Below are 16,367 nucleotides of genomic sequence, written 5' to 3'. Positions count from 1 at the left end.
ACAAGTTTCGGATAATAAAAAACCGCGGATAACCGCGGTTTTTTTAGATTTTGACTTTATCAAGCAGGCTTAGAATAGCTCTTCAGCAACTTGGTATAGGTCGTTGCGTACAGGACGCTTCATGTTCTCGATAGCATCGATGATGTCGTGGTGAACCAGTTGCTCTTTCACGATACCAACACAACGACCACCGTGGCCTTCCATTAGTAGGTGAACAGCATAGTTACCCATACGAGACGCTAGAACGCGGTCAAATGCAGTTGGACGACCACCACGTTGGATGTGACCAAGAACCGTTGCACGAGTCTCACGACCTGTTGCCGCTTCGATCTCTTTCGCTAGTTCGTTTGCATCCATCATCAGCTCAGTTAGCGCGATGATTGCGTGCTTCTTACCTTTAGAGATACCGTCTTGGATGTTACCAATCAGCTTCTCTTTATCTAGACCAGTTTCTGGAGTAATGATGTACTCACAGCCACCTGCGATTGCAGACATCAGAGTTAGGTCACCACAGTGACGACCCATGATTTCTACGATAGAAATACGCTGGTGAGAAGAAGACGTGTCGCGTAGACGGTCGATTGCGTCGATAACTGTGTTTAGCGCTGTTAGGTAACCGATTGTGTAATCTGTACCTGCGATATCGTTATCGATTGTGCCTGGTAGACCGATACATGGGTAACCCATCTCAGTCAGTTTCTTAGCACCCATGTAAGAACCGTCACCACCGATAACAACTAGTGCATCGATACCGTGCTTTTTAAGGTTCTCAATCGCTTGTTCGCGTACTGCCACTTCCTTGAATTCAGGGAAACGTGCAGAACCTAGGAATGTACCACCCTTGTTGATCACATCAGAAACGCTAGAACGATCTAACCTTTCGATGCGGTCTTCGTAAAGACCTAGGTAGCCATCGTAAACACCGTAAACTTCCAATCCCTCAGATAGTGCTGTACGAACTACGCCGCGTACTGCAGCGTTCATACCAGGTGCGTCACCGCCACTTGTTAAAACACCGATCTTCTTAATCATGCTCACCCTCGATCTTTGGCAATCAATTATTTAATTTTCTTTTAGGCCCCTTGTTACCAAGCAACCTGCATAATCCAGAACTGTGCGTTATGTTACATTTCCTCTACAGGAATACCAATGAAAACACACTTTTTTATGTAACTTTTCTACTTATGTAAGAGTATTACAGTTTCTCTTTGCAACTTCGTTGATTCACATCAGGATCACGATTCTTAATAAGTAGTGATGGAAAGATAGTCAATAAGCGCCTATTTGTCGTCAGGCACAGCCCGATTTTTCGACCGTTACCAATCTTGCGCCTTCTGGTCTCTTTCTGGACCAAACACCACTGACAATGGATCTTGATGGATCAGCACATCCGCTTCCGGGAACAGCTCAAGTAGATTATCTTCTACTTTATCGGCAATGTGATGGGCCTCGATCAAACGTAAGTTATCATCCAATTCTAAGTGCAGTTGGATAAAGCGCGTTGGACCAGACATCCGTGTACGTAACTGATGCACACCCAATACCCCTTCCACTTTTAAGCACTCTTGGCGAATCTGTTCCAACTCTTCATCTGGCAGCTTTCTATCCAACAAGGTCTGAATCGCTTCGCTGACCATCTTGAATGCGCTGTATAAAATAAAGATACCAATACCCACCGCAAACACTGCATCGGCTTGCGTGACACCAAAGTAACTCAAACCTAATGCCACCATAATGGCACCATTCATATACAGGTCTGTTTGGTAATGCAGTGAGTCGGCGGCGATCGCCTGACTGCCCGTCACACGCACGACATGCTTTTGGAACATCACAAGTCCAAAAGTGACCACCATAGCAAATAGAGAAACGTAAACACCGAGCTCTGGAGCGTTTAATTCATGTGGGCGGAAGAAGCGCTCGACACCGTTCAGGATCAAGAACACCGCTGAACCAGAAATAAACATCGCTTGTGCCAGCGCCGCCAACGACTCGGCTTTACCGTGACCAAAAGTATGTTCTCTGTCGGCAGGTTGTAGGGAATAGCGCACCACAATGAGGTTCACCACCGAAGCGGCGATATCCAGCATGGAGTCAATTAAAGAGGCAAGTAAGCTGACTGACCCCGTCACCCACCAAGTGATGACTTTGACAATCAAAAGAAGCGTCGCAACGATGGTTGCCGTCCAAGCTGCCATCGTCACTAAACGTGCGTATTGCTGTTTCATAATCAAATAGTTAACTCAAACCGTGCTTTGAGTATACCTTGAGAATGATTTAATGAGTATGAAATCGCCAAGATCAAAAAGAGGCAGCACTCTGGCTACCTCTCTTACGTTATCTTTCAGCGATTAGCTGTTGTGGTGCTTTTCCATGCGTTTTTGCATTTTTTCGCCACACTTTTGTTGACGCTCTTTTTGTAGCTCAACAAATTTTGTTTTTTGCTCAGGAGTCAGAACACTCAGCATTTGGTGCTTTTTCTCCATCATCTTAACGCGACGCTCAGTTTGCTTCTCAACCATCTCTTTTGCTAGGTCGTTTGCCGCTGCTGCATCGAAGTTATCAGCCAATAGCAGTGCTTGAACCTTTTCGTGGTGCGCTTGACGCTCAGCCATACGTGCTTCTTTACCATCCGCGAATTTTGCTTTCATTTCCGCTTTGTTCGCTTCACGCATTTCTTTTAGTTGGTCTTTTTGTGCATCAGTTAGGTCTAGTTGACGCATGATACCGCGGTCCATACCCATACCACACTCACCGCGATGACCTTTGTGGTCTTTACCGCCAAATGCGAATGCACTCGCTGTACCTAGAGTTAGAGGTAGAACAACAGCCGCTAGTACCAGTTTCTTTGCAGTTTTCATAATACGATTCCTTACACAGGTTAGTGATTCTTCTGAGCTGTTCTCACAGCGCTTGAGTGTAGAATACGACCTACTAGGTAAAGCGACGTATAGAGACCGTAAAGAATCGTAAAGAGTGATTTTTACACTCATTCTTCACCGTCATTACCATGTAATATTAAAACAACTACGAATGATAAATAGGTACTCATATGGCGAACATTCTTTTGATTGATGACGATACCGAGCTAACCAGCCTACTTAAGGAAGTGCTGAGCTTCGAAGGTTTTAACGTCAACGAAGCCAACGATGGAGAAGCTGGTCTCGCGGCAGTCACTGACGAAATCGACCTTATTTTGCTCGATGTCATGATGCCAAAACTCAATGGAATGGAAACCTTAAAGCGCCTGCGTGAAAACTGGGAAACGCCTGTTCTAATGCTGACAGCTAAAGGCGAAGAAATCGATCGCGTGATCGGTCTTGAACTGGGTGCGGATGATTACCTGCCAAAACCATTCAGCGACCGCGAACTACTGGCACGTATCCGAGCAATTTTACGCCGCACAAGCAGCACTCAAAAGAGCACTAAAAACGGTGACTGCATTGAGTATCAAGAAATCAAACTCTATCCAGGCAAACAGGAAGCCTATTGTGAAGAGGTTCTGCTGGATTTAACGACCACAGAGTTCGCCTTGTTGACTCACTTTGTACAAAATCCGGGGCAAGTCCTCACTAAAGAAACCCTGAGTCTTGACGTGCTTGGTAAGCGCCTTGCAGCCTTTGACCGCGCGATCGATATGCACGTGTCCAACCTACGGAAGAAACTGCCAGATCAGAGTAACGGTAAGCCACGCATTAAAACCCTACGAGGGCGCGGCTACATGTTGATTGAGGAGGATTAATGCGAGCACCACGCTTCAAACTACCGAAGATAAACAGCTTGTATGGACGCATCTTTGCCATCTTCTGGTTCACCATGTTTTTGGTTCTGATGGCTGTGCTGTCACTACCTCATCTTGATCCACGGAAAGCGCGCGACATTCCAAAAGAGCATTATCAACGTATGCTTGAAATACGTGACGGTATTGAGAAGAAGTATCGCAACCAAGATAACCTCGGCAAAATCTTATTTAGCCTTGAAGGACAACGACGCAGCAAGCATGACCCACGTCCAAGGATCTTCTTTTCCGATCACGAAGGGAATATCTTAAGCACCTCGAGCCACAAAGACTTTAAGCTGCGTGCACTGCAAAATTTTGTCACCAGTATTGAAGATCAGTCACAGCCGAAACAAAAACTCTACGGTCGTTACATGATTGCAGGTCCAGTGCCAATCAATGTCGCTAATTCAGATCTACTGATGTACGTCGGCTTTAAGTGGAACGAGCCGCCACCAATCATGTTACGCCTGTTTGACCACCCATTGCAGTTGCTGCTCGCCGTTATGTTGGTGAGTACACCGCTATTATTATGGTTAGCATGGGCATTGAGCCAACCAGCTCGACGATTGGAAACCGCAGCACAACGCGTTGCTAAAGGTGAGTTTGTCATCGATCCGAATCTAGAGAAAGGCACCACCGAGTTTCGCCAAGCAGGTACGAGCTTCAACCAAATGGTCGAGGCTGTGAATCAAATGATTTCTGGTCAGCAGCGTTTACTCTCAGACATCTCACACGAGCTGCGTTCCCCACTCACTCGCCTGCGTATGGCAAGTGCGTTGGCGACTCGTAAACAAGGTGAAAGCCCAGAGCTAACTCGTATTGATACCGAAGCGCAGCGCTTAGAGCAGATGATTGCCGAGCTGCTTGAACTGTCGCGCATGCAGGTAAACAGCCACATGACGCGCGAGACTCAGCCAATTGTCAGCTTATGGGAAGAGATCATCAAAGACGCGCAGTTTGAAGCCGAGCAAATGGGTAAAACCCTTAGCTATTCAACCTTACCGGATCGCAGTATCTCTGGTAATCCTAAATTGTTGATGAGCGCGGTAGAAAATATCATCCGCAACGCGATTTACTACGGCAAAGATGAAGTAAGAATCGACATTCAGGATTCATTCGATACCCTCAGCATCGTGGTTGACGACAATGGGGAAGGCGTACCTGACGAAGAATTGGAAGCAATTTTCCGCCCGTTTTACCGTGTATCTACAGCACGAGATCGCCATTCAGGTGGTACTGGCTTAGGATTAACCATCACCGACAGTGCGATTCGTCAGCACAGCGGTTCGATTGTTGCTAGCCGTAGCCCACTCGGCGGTTTACGTGTCACCATCACCCTACCATTGATCAGCGCAGGCAAATAACCTTACAAAGATCAAAGTTGATAATGATTTTCATTAACATTAAAGTAAATCCTCCATAAAGGAGGATTTACAATGTCGCACATTTTCCCAGAGCTTCCATACGAATACGATGCGTTAGAGCCGTACATCGATGCGAAAACAATGGAAGTTCACTACAGCAAACACCATAAAACTTATTACGACAAATTCATGGCTGCCACAAAAGGCAGCGCTCTCGAGACCCAAAGCCTCGATGACATCTTCGCTTGCATTTCTCAACACAGTCCAGCTATCCGCAACAACGGTGGCGGCTATTACAATCACATCATTTACTGGAACTGCATGTCACCAAACGGTGGCGGTGAACCTCAAGGTGCTCTAGCGCAAGCCATCAACGACAAATATGGCGATTTCGAAAAGTTTAAAGATGAGTTCGCACAAGCTGCTATCAATACTTTCGGCTCTGGCTTTGCTTGGCTGGTCGTAAAAGATGGCGATATTCACATTACGTCAACGAGTAACCAAGACAACCCTCTAATGGACGTTGCCGCGGTACAAGGTGAACCAGTCCTAGCATTGGATGTGTGGGAACACGCATACTACATCAGCTACCAAAACCGTCGTCCTGAATACATCGACGCATGGTGGAATGTGGTCAACTGGCGCGCAGTGGAAGAGAACTACGCTCGCGCTCTGAGTTAATCTATCTAAATGAGGGCAACACACTGAAGTGGTTGCCCTCTTCTATTACCCGTCATTGTGTTGAATCTCGCTTCTCATGGTGACTTGGGTATATACTGCTCGCCTGTTTTGACCAATCTAATTCAATACCATGTTTGATATCGCTCTATACGAACCAGAAATCGCGCCGAACACCGGCAACATCATTCGCCTGTGTGCTAACTGTGGTGCGAATCTCCACCTGATTGAGCCGCTGGGTTTCGATCTAGAAGAGAAGAAAGTCCGCCGCGCAGGTTTGGATTACCACGATTTGGCTCGCGTGACGCGTCATAAAAATTATCAAGCATTCTTGGAATACTTAGAGAAAGAGAAACAAGGCAACTACCGCCTGTTTGCATGTACGACAAAGACCACAGGTCATCACGTCGATGCAAAATACCAAGAAGGCGATGTTTTGATGTTTGGTCCAGAAACGCGTGGTCTGCCAGCAGACGTGATCGATAGCCTGCCAATGGAGCAACGTATCCGCATTCCAATGATGCCGGATGCACGCAGCCTAAACCTATCTAATGCCGTAGCTATCATTGCGTTTGAAGCGTGGCGCCAGATGGGCTTTGAAGGCGCGTTGTAAGCACAGCAAATGACAGATACTAAAAAGGGCGCTGAATGCGCCCTTTTGCTTTTCTTACTTACCGATTGAATCAGTTGAGCTTGTTACGATCATTGTCGTCTTTACGCTCGTATTCACCTTCGAAGGTGTTGCCGTTATCCGATTGAGAATCAAATGGGTCACGACGGAATGGGTCTTGCTCAAATGGACCTTGATTTGAGAAGCCACCTTGGAAGCCGCCACCATTTACCGTCTTCACCACCATCTTGCTCATTAAGTATTTCGCAATCGCCGCTCGTGGGGCTGGCAATAATACCAACATACCCAATGCATCGGTCATGAAACCTGGGGTTAACAACAGCACACCGGCAACCGCCAGCATCACACCTTCAAAAATCTGTTGAGCAGGAAGCTCACCTTGCTCTAAGCGCCCTTGCACCGACATTAGCGTCTGGATTCCTTGGCTACGTACCAAAGACGCACCAACAAATGCAGTAATCAACACCAAAGCAATCGTAGGCCAGAGACCTAAGAAGCCTCCCACCTGAATAAATAGGCCGATTTCGATGATCGGGACGAAAATAAACGCCAATAATAAGATAGGAAACACATGCCCTCCTTTGTTGGATTCAGTGTAATGGCAAAAGCCTACTAAGCTCAAACGAATCGTTGTAAAAAAGCGTGTTCACCCTAGGGAGAATGCATTGTGCAAAAAGCGCTCTTTGAACAAAGGTGCATATACAAAAATTGATCGTTGAAAAGTGCTATTTTCGGACTCTTAAAATCCATGTTTGTCGAGGAAAAACATCTACCCATAAAGGGTTATTAATATCCCGTTCATACTTTGCAAATTATTGACGCATTAAAAGCGAAAAAGGTGATCCACTTACTATTTTTATGCGCTAGGTGCAGTATGATGTGCCACATAAGTCAGGACGGTTTTTCCAGCCAAAAACTCTGATGAATGGATTCTTGATTGCAGAAATGGCTAATAAATAACTTAAATATCAGAATTATTATCTAAGGATCCTGTTATGGCTACACTATCTGATGCTCCAAAGACAGCAAACCAAGCCACTCGTATTGAAGAAGATCTATTAGGCCAACGTCATGTCCCTGCCGATGCTTACTACGGCATCCACACACTTCGCGCTATCGAAAACTTCAACATTTCAAGCACTACCATCTCTGACGTACCTGAATTTGTACGTGGCATGGTAATGACTAAGAAAGCCGCTGCACTAGCAAACAAAGAGCTAGGTGCGATTCCAAAAGACGTTGCTAACTACATTCTAGAAGCGTGTGATTTGATCCTTGAAACAGGTAAGTGCATGGATCAGTTCCCTTCAGACGTATTCCAAGGTGGCGCAGGCACGTCAGTTAACATGAACACAAACGAAGTTATCGCGAACGTTGCACTTGAACTGATGGGCAAGGAAAAAGGCCAATATGAGTTCATCAACCCGAACGATCACGTTAACAAGAGCCAATCAACAAACTGTGCGTACCCAACGGGCTTCCGTATCGCGGTTTACAACAGTGTTCATCAGTTGATGGAAGCGATCGAATACCTAAAAGGCGCATTCGAGCTTAAAGCACAAGAATTCAAAGATGTGTTGAAGATGGGTCGTACTCAGCTTCAAGACGCGGTTCCTATGACTGTAGGTCAAGAGTTCCACGCATGGGCAGTAACACTAAACGAAGAAATTCGTGCCCTAGATTACACATCTAAACTACTACTAGAAATCAACCTAGGGGCAACGGCAATCGGTACTGGTCTAAACGCACCAACTGGTTACCAAGCACTAGCAGTGAAACACCTAGCGGAAGTCACTGGCGTTGACGTGGTTGCAGCAGAAGACCTAATCGAAGCAACCTCTGACTGTGGTGCCTACGTGATGACGCACGGTGCGCTGAAACGTCTAGCAGTGAAACTATCGAAGATCTGTAACGACCTTCGTCTACTTTCTTCTGGTCCACGTGCAGGTCTTAACGAACTGAACCTACCAGAAATGCAAGCAGGCTCTTCAATCATGCCAGCTAAAGTAAACCCAGTTATCCCTGAAGTAGTAAACCAAGTTTGCTTCAAAGTTCTAGGTAACGACAACACGGTTTCTTTCGCAGCAGAAGGTGGTCAACTACAGCTTAACGTAATGGAACCAGTTATCGCACAAAGCGTGTTCGAGTCTATCTCTCTACTACACAACGCGTGTGTGAACCTACGTGACAAATGTATCGATGGCATCACTGTGAACAAAGAAGTTTGTGAGAACTATGTTTACAACTCTATCGGTATCGTAACTTACCTAAACCCATACATCGGTCACCACGAGGGCGATATTGTGGGTAAGATCTGTGCTGAAACAGGTAAGAGCGTACGTGATGTGGTTCTAGAACGCGGTTTATTAACTGCAGAAGAGCTAGATGACATCTTATCGGTTGAAAACTTCATGCATCCGACTTATAAAGCGAAACGCTACGAGTAATCGTATATGTAAAGGGGTCCCTAACGGGGCCCTTTTTTAGGCTCTGATACGGTTAACCACATTTTTTATGCGCTTTTTATTGCCGTAAGCCGATCAGGTTCTGATTTTCTGAACACTTACTCCTGTTCCTGAGTGCTCAAAAAATCAGAATCATTAAAAAACTAAAAGAGGTATCAATATGGTAATGGTCGAACTCTTCGTGGTTCTGCTCTTCATCTATTTGGGGGCAAGAATCGGTGGTATCGGCATTGGTTTTGCCGGTGGTGCTGGGGTAATTGCATTGTCTTTAATCCTAGGCGTACCGACAAGCCAAGCTTACATCCCTGTCGACGTAATCCTGATCATCATGTCTGTAATTACCGCTATCGCAGCAATGCAAGTGGCGGGTGGTTTGGACTGGATGGTTCAAGTTGCAGAAGACTTTTTGCGTAAACATCCCGAACGCATCACTTTTTACGCGCCTATCGTGACATTCCTAATGACACTGATGGCGGGTACAGGTCATACCGCTTTCTCTACTCTACCTGTAATTGCAGAAGTAGCAAAAGGTCAAGGCGTTCGCCCTTCTCGTCCACTGTCTATCGCGGTAGTTGCATCGCAAATCGCTATCACAGCATCGCCAATCTCAGCGGCAGTTGTAGCGTTCGCAGCAATGCTTCACCCATTCGGCGTTGACTACTTGACGCTACTAGCGATCTGTATCCCAACAACGTTCATCGCTTGTATGATCGGTGCATTCGTAGCGAACTTCATGGGTAGCGAGCTTAAAGACGATCCTGAATACCAAGACCGTCTAGCAAAAGGCTTGATCAAGCTAAACACAGAATCTAAGCGCGAAATCCTGCCAACAGCGAAGAAAGCAACTTTCATCTTCCTAGGCGCTATCGCATTCGTAGTGTGTTACGCAGCAGCAATCTCTGGCTCTGTTGGCCTTATCGAGAACCCTGCTCTAGGTCGTAACGAAGCTATCATGACGGTAATGCTTGCAGCTGCGGCAGCTATCGTAATGAGCTGTAAAATCGACGCTGGCAAAATCCCAGCAGCAGCAACATTCCGCTCTGGTATGACAGCGTGTGTGTGTGTTCTTGGCGTAGCATGGCTAGGTTCTACGTTCGTTAACGCGCACGTTGACGGCATCAAAGAAGTGGCTGGTGCGCTACTAGCAGACTACCCATGGATGCTAGCACTTGTTCTATTCTTTGCTTCAATGCTGCTTTACTCGCAAGGTGCAACTACCGTTGCGCTTATGCCAGCAGCACTAGCAATCGGTGTGGCACCACTTACCGCAGTTGCGTCTTTCGCAGCAGTAAGTGCGCTATTCGTACTGCCAACTTACCCAACGCTTCTAGCAGCGGTTGAGATGGACGACACGGGTTCAACTCGTATCGGTAAATACGTATTCAACCACCCATTCTTTGTACCTGGTGTGGTAACCATCGCTTCTGCGGTAGCACTTGGCTTCGCATTCGGTGGTCTGCTGATCTAGTAGAAACAGAGTCTTACTCGGGGAGCTTCGGCTCCCTTTTTTATTGCCTGTCGCATTGGAGAGCGCTTAACAAATCTTCACTTCCATGAAACTTATTGGCTAGTCAGCAGGTCTGATTGAGTTACACTAACGGCAATTATCTAAGATGAATTGAACCTTTTATGCGTGCATTACTCTCCGTCTTACTCTTAGGGCTTATTACCTTCTCTGCGCCTTCTTTTGCTTTGTTTGGCAATGATCAGTTAAACAACAGTCAAAGCAATGCTTTTGGCAGCAGCAACGATACCTTTGTACCTGTCGATCAGGCTTTCCCATTCAACTACTACCAGCAAGACGGCAAATTAATGTTGGATTGGCAGGTACGTGATGGTTACTACCTGTATCAAGAACGTTTGTCGGTAGCGGGCGAGAAGGTGTCGTTAGGCGAACTGCAAATGGAAGATGGAACGCCGCATAAAGATGAATTCTTTGGTGACGTACATATCTACACTCAGCCTCTGTTCGTTAACGTCCCAATGCACGACTGGCAAGACGGAGCACGCGTGGTAGTACAATACCAAGGTTGTGCGAAAGCAGGCTTCTGTTACCCACCAGAAACTCGCGTGATTCCTATCAGCGCGTTTACTTCATCGAACTCAGATTCAACAGCGGCGACGACTGCACCAAAAGCAGAACAAGCGCCAACAGCAACGCCACCAGCGGCGCAATCATCTAGTTCTAGCGACACATCATCGGCTCCAGTAACACAGCAAGATAGCCTTGCCGCAAACCTAGCTGATAACTGGTGGACGCCACTTCTGTTTTTGGCGCTTGGCGTAGGTTTGGCATTTACACCATGTGTACTGCCGATGTACCCAATTCTGACTAGCATCGTGCTTGGCAGTGGTAAATTGAGCCAACGCCGCGCACTAGGCTTATCTTTTGTCTACGTGCAAGGCATGGCGCTGACTTACACCCTACTCGGTCTTGTGGTCGCATCTGCGGGCATGCAGTTCCAAGCAGCGATGCAACACCCTTACGTGTTGATTGGTTTGAGTGTGCTATTCGTGGTGCTCGCTCTGTCTATGTTTGGCGTTTATAACCTGCAACTGCCAAGTGGCGTACAAACTTGGTTAAACAACCTCAGCAACAAACAACAAGGTGGTAGCAGCGCAGGTGTATTCGCCATGGGTGCGATTTCTGGTCTGGTGTGCTCCCCATGCACCACAGCTCCTCTGTCTGGTGCGCTACTTTACGTTGCACAAAGCGGTGACTTACTGACAGGTGGTATCGCGCTCTATGCACTAGCAATGGGTATGGGTATTCCACTCATTCTTGTTGCAGTATTCGGCAACAAACTTCTGCCAAAAGCAGGAGGTTGGATGGATCGCGTTAAGACGCTGTTCGGCTTCATTCTACTGGCAGCTCCTATCTTCCTACTTGAGCGCATCTTGCCAGAAATGTGGGCTACGGCATTGTGGTCAGCACTGGGTATCGCGGCTTTTGGTTGGCTATACCACATCAAAAACAGCCTAGAATTTGGCGGTTGGAAGCAAAGCGCAGTAGGCATCATTGCTGTGCTTGGTTTGTTTGCTTCTGCTCAACCAGCATTGAACTATTGGTTTGGCGGCAACACCACTACACAAACTCAGCAAGCAACAGTGAGTTTTACTCGTATTACTAACGTGGCTGAGCTTGAGGCTGCACTTGCTCAGGCGAAACAAGTAGGTAAACCAGTGATGCTGGATTTCTACGCCGACTGGTGTGTAGCATGTAAAGAGTTCGAGAAGTACACCTTCCATGACCCAAGCGTCGAAGCCAAACTACAAGACTTCGTTCTTCTGCAAGCGGACGTAACTAAGAACCAAGTGCAAGACATCGAGCTGCTTAAACATATGAATGTACTGGGTTTACCAACGATTGAGTTCTGGGATGCCAATGGCGAACATGTTTCAAACGCTCGTTTGACGGGCTTTATGCAAGCCGAGCCTTTCTTAGAGCACATCAACCGATTCTGATGATGAATCATTCAAACGCCAGTGATTATTCACTGGCGTTTTTTGTTGTCTCAATAAAACTGAGAAAGTTGCGTTTATATGCAATTTTTCTAATAAAAGTCGATTTAGTTCAGACTTTTAGCGGATAAATATTGTCCACATTCTTAAAGGTGGACAATAATTCCATTAACGAAATAGTCAAAAGTGTTTAACGTCATGGATTCGACCTACACCATTATCATCGCTGATGATCACCCGCTGTTCCGCAATGCCTTGTTCCAATCGGTACACATGGCTGTGAGTGGTGCTAACCTTCTCGAAGCGGATACGCTGGATGCTCTACTCGCGTTGCTGGAAAAAGAAGAAGAGCCAGATTTGGTGTTGTTAGATCTCAAGATGCCAGGCGCAAATGGCATGTCGGGGTTGATTCACCTTCGTGCTGAATACCCAGATATCCCAGTGGTGGTGGTATCTGCCAGCGAAGAAGCAAGCGTGGTCACACAAGTGAAAAGCCACGGTGCGTTCGGCTTTATTCCAAAATCGAGCGACATGCGTGAGCTAGTCAATGCCCTTAACCAAGTCCTTAATGGCGACCCATACTTCCCAGAAGGCTTGATCACCAATAACGCAGCTTGTAATGACTTGGCAGAAAAAATTGCCGCACTTACCCCTCAGCAATACAAAGTGTTGGGCATGCTTTCCGATGGCTTACTCAACAAACAAATCGCTTACGAACTCAATGTCTCAGAGGCCACCATCAAAGCCCACATGACCGCAATTTTCCGCAAACTGGGCGTGAAAAACCGAACTCAAGCCGTCATCCTACTGCAGCAAATGGAACCCGAGCAGTAATGTGTTAGTAAATATATCTAATTCACATTTATATGACGCAAAAAGAACAACAGACGTTAAAATGATAATGCCAATCACAGTGAGTCAGAGCTTATAAATAGCGTAGGAAAAAGGCTTCAGAACAAGGCGAAAATTTTCGATAAGTAGTTCTCCTACAATCGAAATTTTTAACGCCGTTATCGAGCGTTTTCACAAGCTAGAATAAGCAATTACTGGCTACGATTGGCATAGATTGCACCACGCAGCCTTTTTCATCCCTCTGTTAAACCGCTAACTCTGGGAGGTCATACTTTGCTAAGTATTCTCGTCACTCAATTCGTCGTACTCTGGGCCGTCATCGATCCGATTGGTTCAGTACCCGTTTATCTATCACAAACTCAACACCTCACGGCAAAACAGCGTCGCCTCGTCGCATTAAAAGCCATTGCCATTTCAATGGGTGTGTTGTTGTTCTTTCTTATTGCCGGTCAGTTGTTGCTGGAAGCAATGCAAATCCCATTGCCCGCCTTTCAAGCCGCTGGTGGCTTAGTGTTATTGCTGTTTGCATTGTCGATGATTTTTGGTGAGAGCAAGCCAGAACAAGAACAAAAACTGGGCGAAGAAGTCAGCCACTCCGATCTCGCTGACTTAGCCGTTTACCCTCTTGCGATCCCTTCGATTGCATCGCCGGGTGCAATGATGGCTATCGTGATGCTCACCGATAACAACCGCTACTCTTTCGTCGACCAAGCCATGACCGCAGGCGTCATGATTGCGGTACTTCTGGTTACCCTATTCTTGTTACTGGGTGCAAACACGATTCAAAAAGTGATTGGTAACGTAGGCGCAGCCATCATCAGCCGCGTAATGGGGCTTATCCTTGCTGCTGTTGCACTGAATAATTTGCTGCTTGGTATAAAAGATTTCTATGTTAATTGATAAAACTCTTAGACCTTTGGCTAATTTAACATCAAATTAACATCACACTTTTATTCTCACTTCTTCTCAAACGCCCTAAAAATGGGCGTTTTTGCTTTTTAGCATCCCGACTAAAGTTGAAAAGAGTTCTTGCCAGTGCCTTGCTAATGTACATGTTGAAACATTTTTTTAACAACAATACCAATCGTAAGGAGACGGCAATGGCATTTGAAAGCGAAGAAAGAGCCAAAGCCTACTGGGACAAGAACGTGAAGCTCATGATTACCCTGATGGTCATCTGGTTCGTAGTGTCTTTCGGCTGCGGCATTTTATTTGTCGACGTACTTAATCAATTTCAATTAGGTGGATACAAACTCGGGTTCTGGTTTGCTCAACAAGGCTCCATCTATGCCTTCCTAGGTATTATTTTCTACTACGCGTGGAAAATGCGCCAAATCGACCGTGAATTCGGCGTAGATGAGTAAGGAGTAACTCAGATGGATTTGAAAACTATTACCTATCTGGTGGTTGGCGCGACGTTCGTCCTCTACATCGGTATTGCGATTTGGGCTCGTGCGGGCTCAACCAAAGAATTCTATGTAGCAGGCGGCGGTGTAAACCCTATTGCTAACGGCATGGCAACCGCAGCAGACTGGATGTCAGCAGCATCGTTCATCTCAATGGCAGGCTTGATTGCCTTCATGGGCTACGGCGGCTCGGTATTCCTGATGGGTTGGACAGGCGGTTACGTACTACTGGCACTTCTGCTTGCACCATACCTACGTAAGTTCGGTAAGTTTACTGTGCCAGAATTCGTAGGTGAGCGTTTCTACTCTAACGCAGCGCGTATCGTAGCGGTTGTGTGTCTTATCATCGCATCAGTAACTTACGTTATCGGTCAGATGAAAGGCGTGGGCGTGGCGTTCGGTCGTTTCCTAGAAGTGGATTACTCAACAGGTCTACTGATCGGTATGTGTATCGTATTCATGTACGCCGTTATGGGTGGCATGAAAGGCATTACCTACACGCAGATTGCTCAATATTGCGTACTCATTCTTGCTTACACTATTCCTGCAATCTTTATCTCTCTGCAACTAACAGGTAACCCACTACCACAGATCGGCTTAGGTAGTACCATCCAAGGCACCGATGTCTATCTACTCGATAGGCTCGACCAAGTAGTCACCGAGCTCGGCTTCAGTGAATACACCACCCAAGTTCGTGGCGACACGCTAAACATGTTCGTGTACACCATGTCATTGATGATCGGTACTGCGGGTCTGCCACACGTAATCATCCGTTTCTTTACCGTTCCTAAGGTTCGTGATGCACGTACATCAGCAGGTTGGGCGCTAGTTTTCATCGCTATCCTTTACACAACAGCACCTGCAGTATCTGCTATGGCGCGTCTAAACCTAATGGATACCGTTAACCCAGCTCCGGGTCAGCACCTTGCTTATGATGAGCGTCCTGACTGGTTCAAGAACTGGGAGAAAACAGGTCTACTAGGCTTTGATGATAAGAACGGCGACGGTCTGATTGAGTACACATCAAACCCAGCAACCAATGAGCTGAAAGTTGACCGTGACATCATGGTACTAGCAAACCCAGAGATTGCTAAGCTACCTAACTGGGTTATCGCACTTGTCGCAGCAGGTGGTCTGGCGGCAGCACTATCGACAGCTGCAGGTCTACTACTGGCGATTTCGTCCGCAATATCTCATGACTTAATCAAAGGTGTGATAAATCCGAACATATCCGAGAAGAAAGAGCTGCTCGCGAGCCGAATCTCCATGGCAGTCGCCATCGCAGTCGCCGGTTACTTAGGCTTGAATCCGCCAGGGTTTGCAGCCGGTACGGTAGCGCTCGCCTTCGGTCTGGCGGCATCCTCCATCTTCCCTGCGTTGATGATGGGTATCTTCAGTAAGAGCATCAACAAAGAAGGCGCAATCGCGGGTATGATTGCGGGTATCAGTATCACGCTATTCTACGTATTCCAGCACAAAGGCATCCTATTTGTTGCTGACTGGACTTACCTACAAAGCTGGGGTCAGAACTGGTTCCTAGGCATCGAACCAAACGCATTTGGTGCAATTGGTGCTGTGTTCAACTTCATCGTGGCATTCGCTGTATCGAAAGTAACGGCAGAAACACCACAAGAAGTAAAAGACCTAGTCGAGCACGTACGTGTACCAGCAGGCGCTGGCGGTGCGGTAGACCACTAAAATATAACGCAAACCACAAAAGCCCCGCTTGGG

Annotated in this window: 15 protein-coding genes; 11 read left to right on the top strand and 4 right to left on the bottom strand. The window is 46.7% G+C overall.

Going from position 1 to position 16,367, the window contains the following annotated elements:
* Positions 1-69 precede the first annotated feature (69 nt).
* The 3 genes from pfkA to QMY49_RS15735 form a co-directional block, all read right to left on the bottom strand.
* Positions 70-1,032, bottom strand: coding sequence for a 6-phosphofructokinase (gene pfkA, locus QMY49_RS15745; protein WP_005448288.1), 963 nt, complete (start codon positions 1,030-1,032; stop codon positions 70-72).
* A gap of 284 nt (positions 1,033-1,316) precedes the next feature.
* A complete protein-coding gene (fieF, locus tag QMY49_RS15740) occupies positions 1,317-2,225 on the bottom strand; it encodes a CDF family cation-efflux transporter FieF (RefSeq protein ID WP_005448287.1) in 909 nt (302 codons plus the stop codon).
* Between the two features lie 123 nt (positions 2,226-2,348).
* The gene (locus QMY49_RS15735; RefSeq protein ID WP_005448285.1) at positions 2,349-2,858 is read right to left on the bottom strand and encodes a CpxP family protein; all 510 of its coding nucleotides are present in this window, start codon (positions 2,856-2,858) and stop codon (positions 2,349-2,351) included.
* 191 nt (positions 2,859-3,049) lie between these two features.
* On the opposite strand from QMY49_RS15735, the gene QMY49_RS15730 reads away from it, so the two are divergent.
* The 4 genes from QMY49_RS15730 (at position 3,050) to trmL (ending at position 6,433) form a co-directional block, all read left to right on the top strand.
* Complete coding sequence (locus tag QMY49_RS15730) at positions 3,050-3,739, top strand: response regulator (protein ID WP_005448283.1); 690 nt, start codon at positions 3,050-3,052, stop codon at positions 3,737-3,739.
* Positions 3,739-5,142: an envelope stress sensor histidine kinase CpxA gene (gene cpxA, locus QMY49_RS15725; RefSeq protein ID WP_274790499.1), complete on the top strand. Its 1,404-nt coding sequence runs from the start codon at positions 3,739-3,741 to the stop codon at positions 5,140-5,142. The genes QMY49_RS15730 and cpxA overlap by 1 nt, the downstream gene beginning before the upstream one ends.
* A gap of 72 nt (positions 5,143-5,214) precedes the next feature.
* Positions 5,215-5,823: a superoxide dismutase gene (locus QMY49_RS15720; protein WP_283312306.1), complete on the top strand. Its 609-nt coding sequence runs from the start codon at positions 5,215-5,217 to the stop codon at positions 5,821-5,823.
* A gap of 130 nt (positions 5,824-5,953) precedes the next feature.
* A complete protein-coding gene (gene trmL, locus QMY49_RS15715) occupies positions 5,954-6,433 on the top strand; it encodes a tRNA (uridine(34)/cytosine(34)/5-carboxymethylaminomethyluridine(34)-2'-O)-methyltransferase TrmL (RefSeq protein ID WP_009698900.1) in 480 nt (159 codons plus the stop codon).
* A gap of 70 nt (positions 6,434-6,503) precedes the next feature.
* Here trmL and QMY49_RS15710 read toward each other — a convergent pair whose 3' ends face one another.
* A complete protein-coding gene (locus QMY49_RS15710) occupies positions 6,504-7,022 on the bottom strand; it encodes an FxsA family protein (protein ID WP_258455404.1) in 519 nt (172 codons plus the stop codon).
* A gap of 424 nt (positions 7,023-7,446) precedes the next feature.
* Here QMY49_RS15710 and aspA point away from each other — a divergent pair, with 424 nt between their 5' ends.
* The 7 genes from aspA to QMY49_RS15675 all read left to right on the top strand — a co-directional run bounded on the left by aspA (position 7,447) and on the right by QMY49_RS15675 (position 16,334).
* Complete coding sequence (gene aspA, locus QMY49_RS15705; RefSeq protein ID WP_277205657.1) at positions 7,447-8,898, top strand: aspartate ammonia-lyase; 1,452 nt, start codon at positions 7,447-7,449, stop codon at positions 8,896-8,898.
* Between the two features lie 178 nt (positions 8,899-9,076).
* Positions 9,077-10,384 carry an anaerobic C4-dicarboxylate transporter gene (locus QMY49_RS15700; RefSeq protein WP_017190954.1) on the top strand — a complete coding sequence of 436 codons (1,308 nt, stop codon included), beginning with the start codon at positions 9,077-9,079 and terminating at the stop codon, positions 10,382-10,384.
* Positions 10,385-10,545: 161 nt separating this feature from the next.
* Complete coding sequence (locus tag QMY49_RS15695) at positions 10,546-12,381, top strand: protein-disulfide reductase DsbD (RefSeq protein ID WP_283312302.1); 1,836 nt, start codon at positions 10,546-10,548, stop codon at positions 12,379-12,381.
* Between the two features lie 195 nt (positions 12,382-12,576).
* On the top strand, positions 12,577-13,212 hold the full coding sequence (locus QMY49_RS15690; RefSeq protein WP_005448275.1) for a response regulator: 636 nt from the start codon (positions 12,577-12,579) through the stop codon (positions 13,210-13,212).
* 291 nt (positions 13,213-13,503) lie between these two features.
* Positions 13,504-14,130: a MarC family protein gene (locus QMY49_RS15685; RefSeq protein WP_005448274.1), complete on the top strand. Its 627-nt coding sequence runs from the start codon at positions 13,504-13,506 to the stop codon at positions 14,128-14,130.
* 200 nt (positions 14,131-14,330) lie between these two features.
* Entirely contained in the window at positions 14,331-14,594 is a 264-nt protein-coding gene (locus tag QMY49_RS15680) for a DUF4212 domain-containing protein (RefSeq protein ID WP_005448273.1), read from the top strand.
* A 12-nt stretch (positions 14,595-14,606) separates the two neighbouring features.
* Entirely contained in the window at positions 14,607-16,334 is a 1,728-nt protein-coding gene (locus QMY49_RS15675) for a sodium:solute symporter family protein (protein ID WP_005448271.1), read from the top strand.
* Positions 16,335-16,367 lie beyond the last annotated feature (33 nt).

Origin of the sequence: Vibrio harveyi, from assembly GCF_030060435.1 — a bacterium.
Classification (GTDB): Bacteria; Pseudomonadota; Gammaproteobacteria; order Enterobacterales; family Vibrionaceae; genus Vibrio; species Vibrio harveyi.
Note: the sequence above shows the minus strand (reverse complement) of the source record. Positions and strands in the feature narration are given on the sequence as shown.

What these genes read in the sequence shown, in the direction of transcription:
- pfkA (WP_005448288.1), bottom strand. Translation starts at nt 1,032, where the DNA reads ATGATTAAGAAGATCGGTGTTTTAACAAGTGGCGGTGACGCACCTGGT.
- fieF (WP_005448287.1), bottom strand. Translation starts at nt 2,225, where the DNA reads ATGAAACAGCAATACGCACGTTTAGTGACGATGGCAGCTTGGACGGCA.
- QMY49_RS15735 (WP_005448285.1), bottom strand. Translation starts at nt 2,858, where the DNA reads ATGAAAACTGCAAAGAAACTGGTACTAGCGGCTGTTGTTCTACCTCTA.
- QMY49_RS15730 (WP_005448283.1), top strand. Translation starts at nt 3,050, where the DNA reads ATGGCGAACATTCTTTTGATTGATGACGATACCGAGCTAACCAGCCTA.
- cpxA (WP_274790499.1), top strand. Translation starts at nt 3,739, where the DNA reads ATGCGAGCACCACGCTTCAAACTACCGAAGATAAACAGCTTGTATGGA.
- QMY49_RS15720 (WP_283312306.1), top strand. Translation starts at nt 5,215, where the DNA reads ATGTCGCACATTTTCCCAGAGCTTCCATACGAATACGATGCGTTAGAG.
- trmL (WP_009698900.1), top strand. Translation starts at nt 5,954, where the DNA reads ATGTTTGATATCGCTCTATACGAACCAGAAATCGCGCCGAACACCGGC.
- aspA (WP_277205657.1), top strand. Translation starts at nt 7,447, where the DNA reads ATGGCTACACTATCTGATGCTCCAAAGACAGCAAACCAAGCCACTCGT.
- QMY49_RS15700 (WP_017190954.1), top strand. Translation starts at nt 9,077, where the DNA reads ATGGTAATGGTCGAACTCTTCGTGGTTCTGCTCTTCATCTATTTGGGG.
- QMY49_RS15695 (WP_283312302.1), top strand. Translation starts at nt 10,546, where the DNA reads ATGCGTGCATTACTCTCCGTCTTACTCTTAGGGCTTATTACCTTCTCT.
- QMY49_RS15690 (WP_005448275.1), top strand. Translation starts at nt 12,577, where the DNA reads ATGGATTCGACCTACACCATTATCATCGCTGATGATCACCCGCTGTTC.
- QMY49_RS15680 (WP_005448273.1), top strand. Translation starts at nt 14,331, where the DNA reads ATGGCATTTGAAAGCGAAGAAAGAGCCAAAGCCTACTGGGACAAGAAC.
- QMY49_RS15675 (WP_005448271.1), top strand. Translation starts at nt 14,607, where the DNA reads ATGGATTTGAAAACTATTACCTATCTGGTGGTTGGCGCGACGTTCGTC.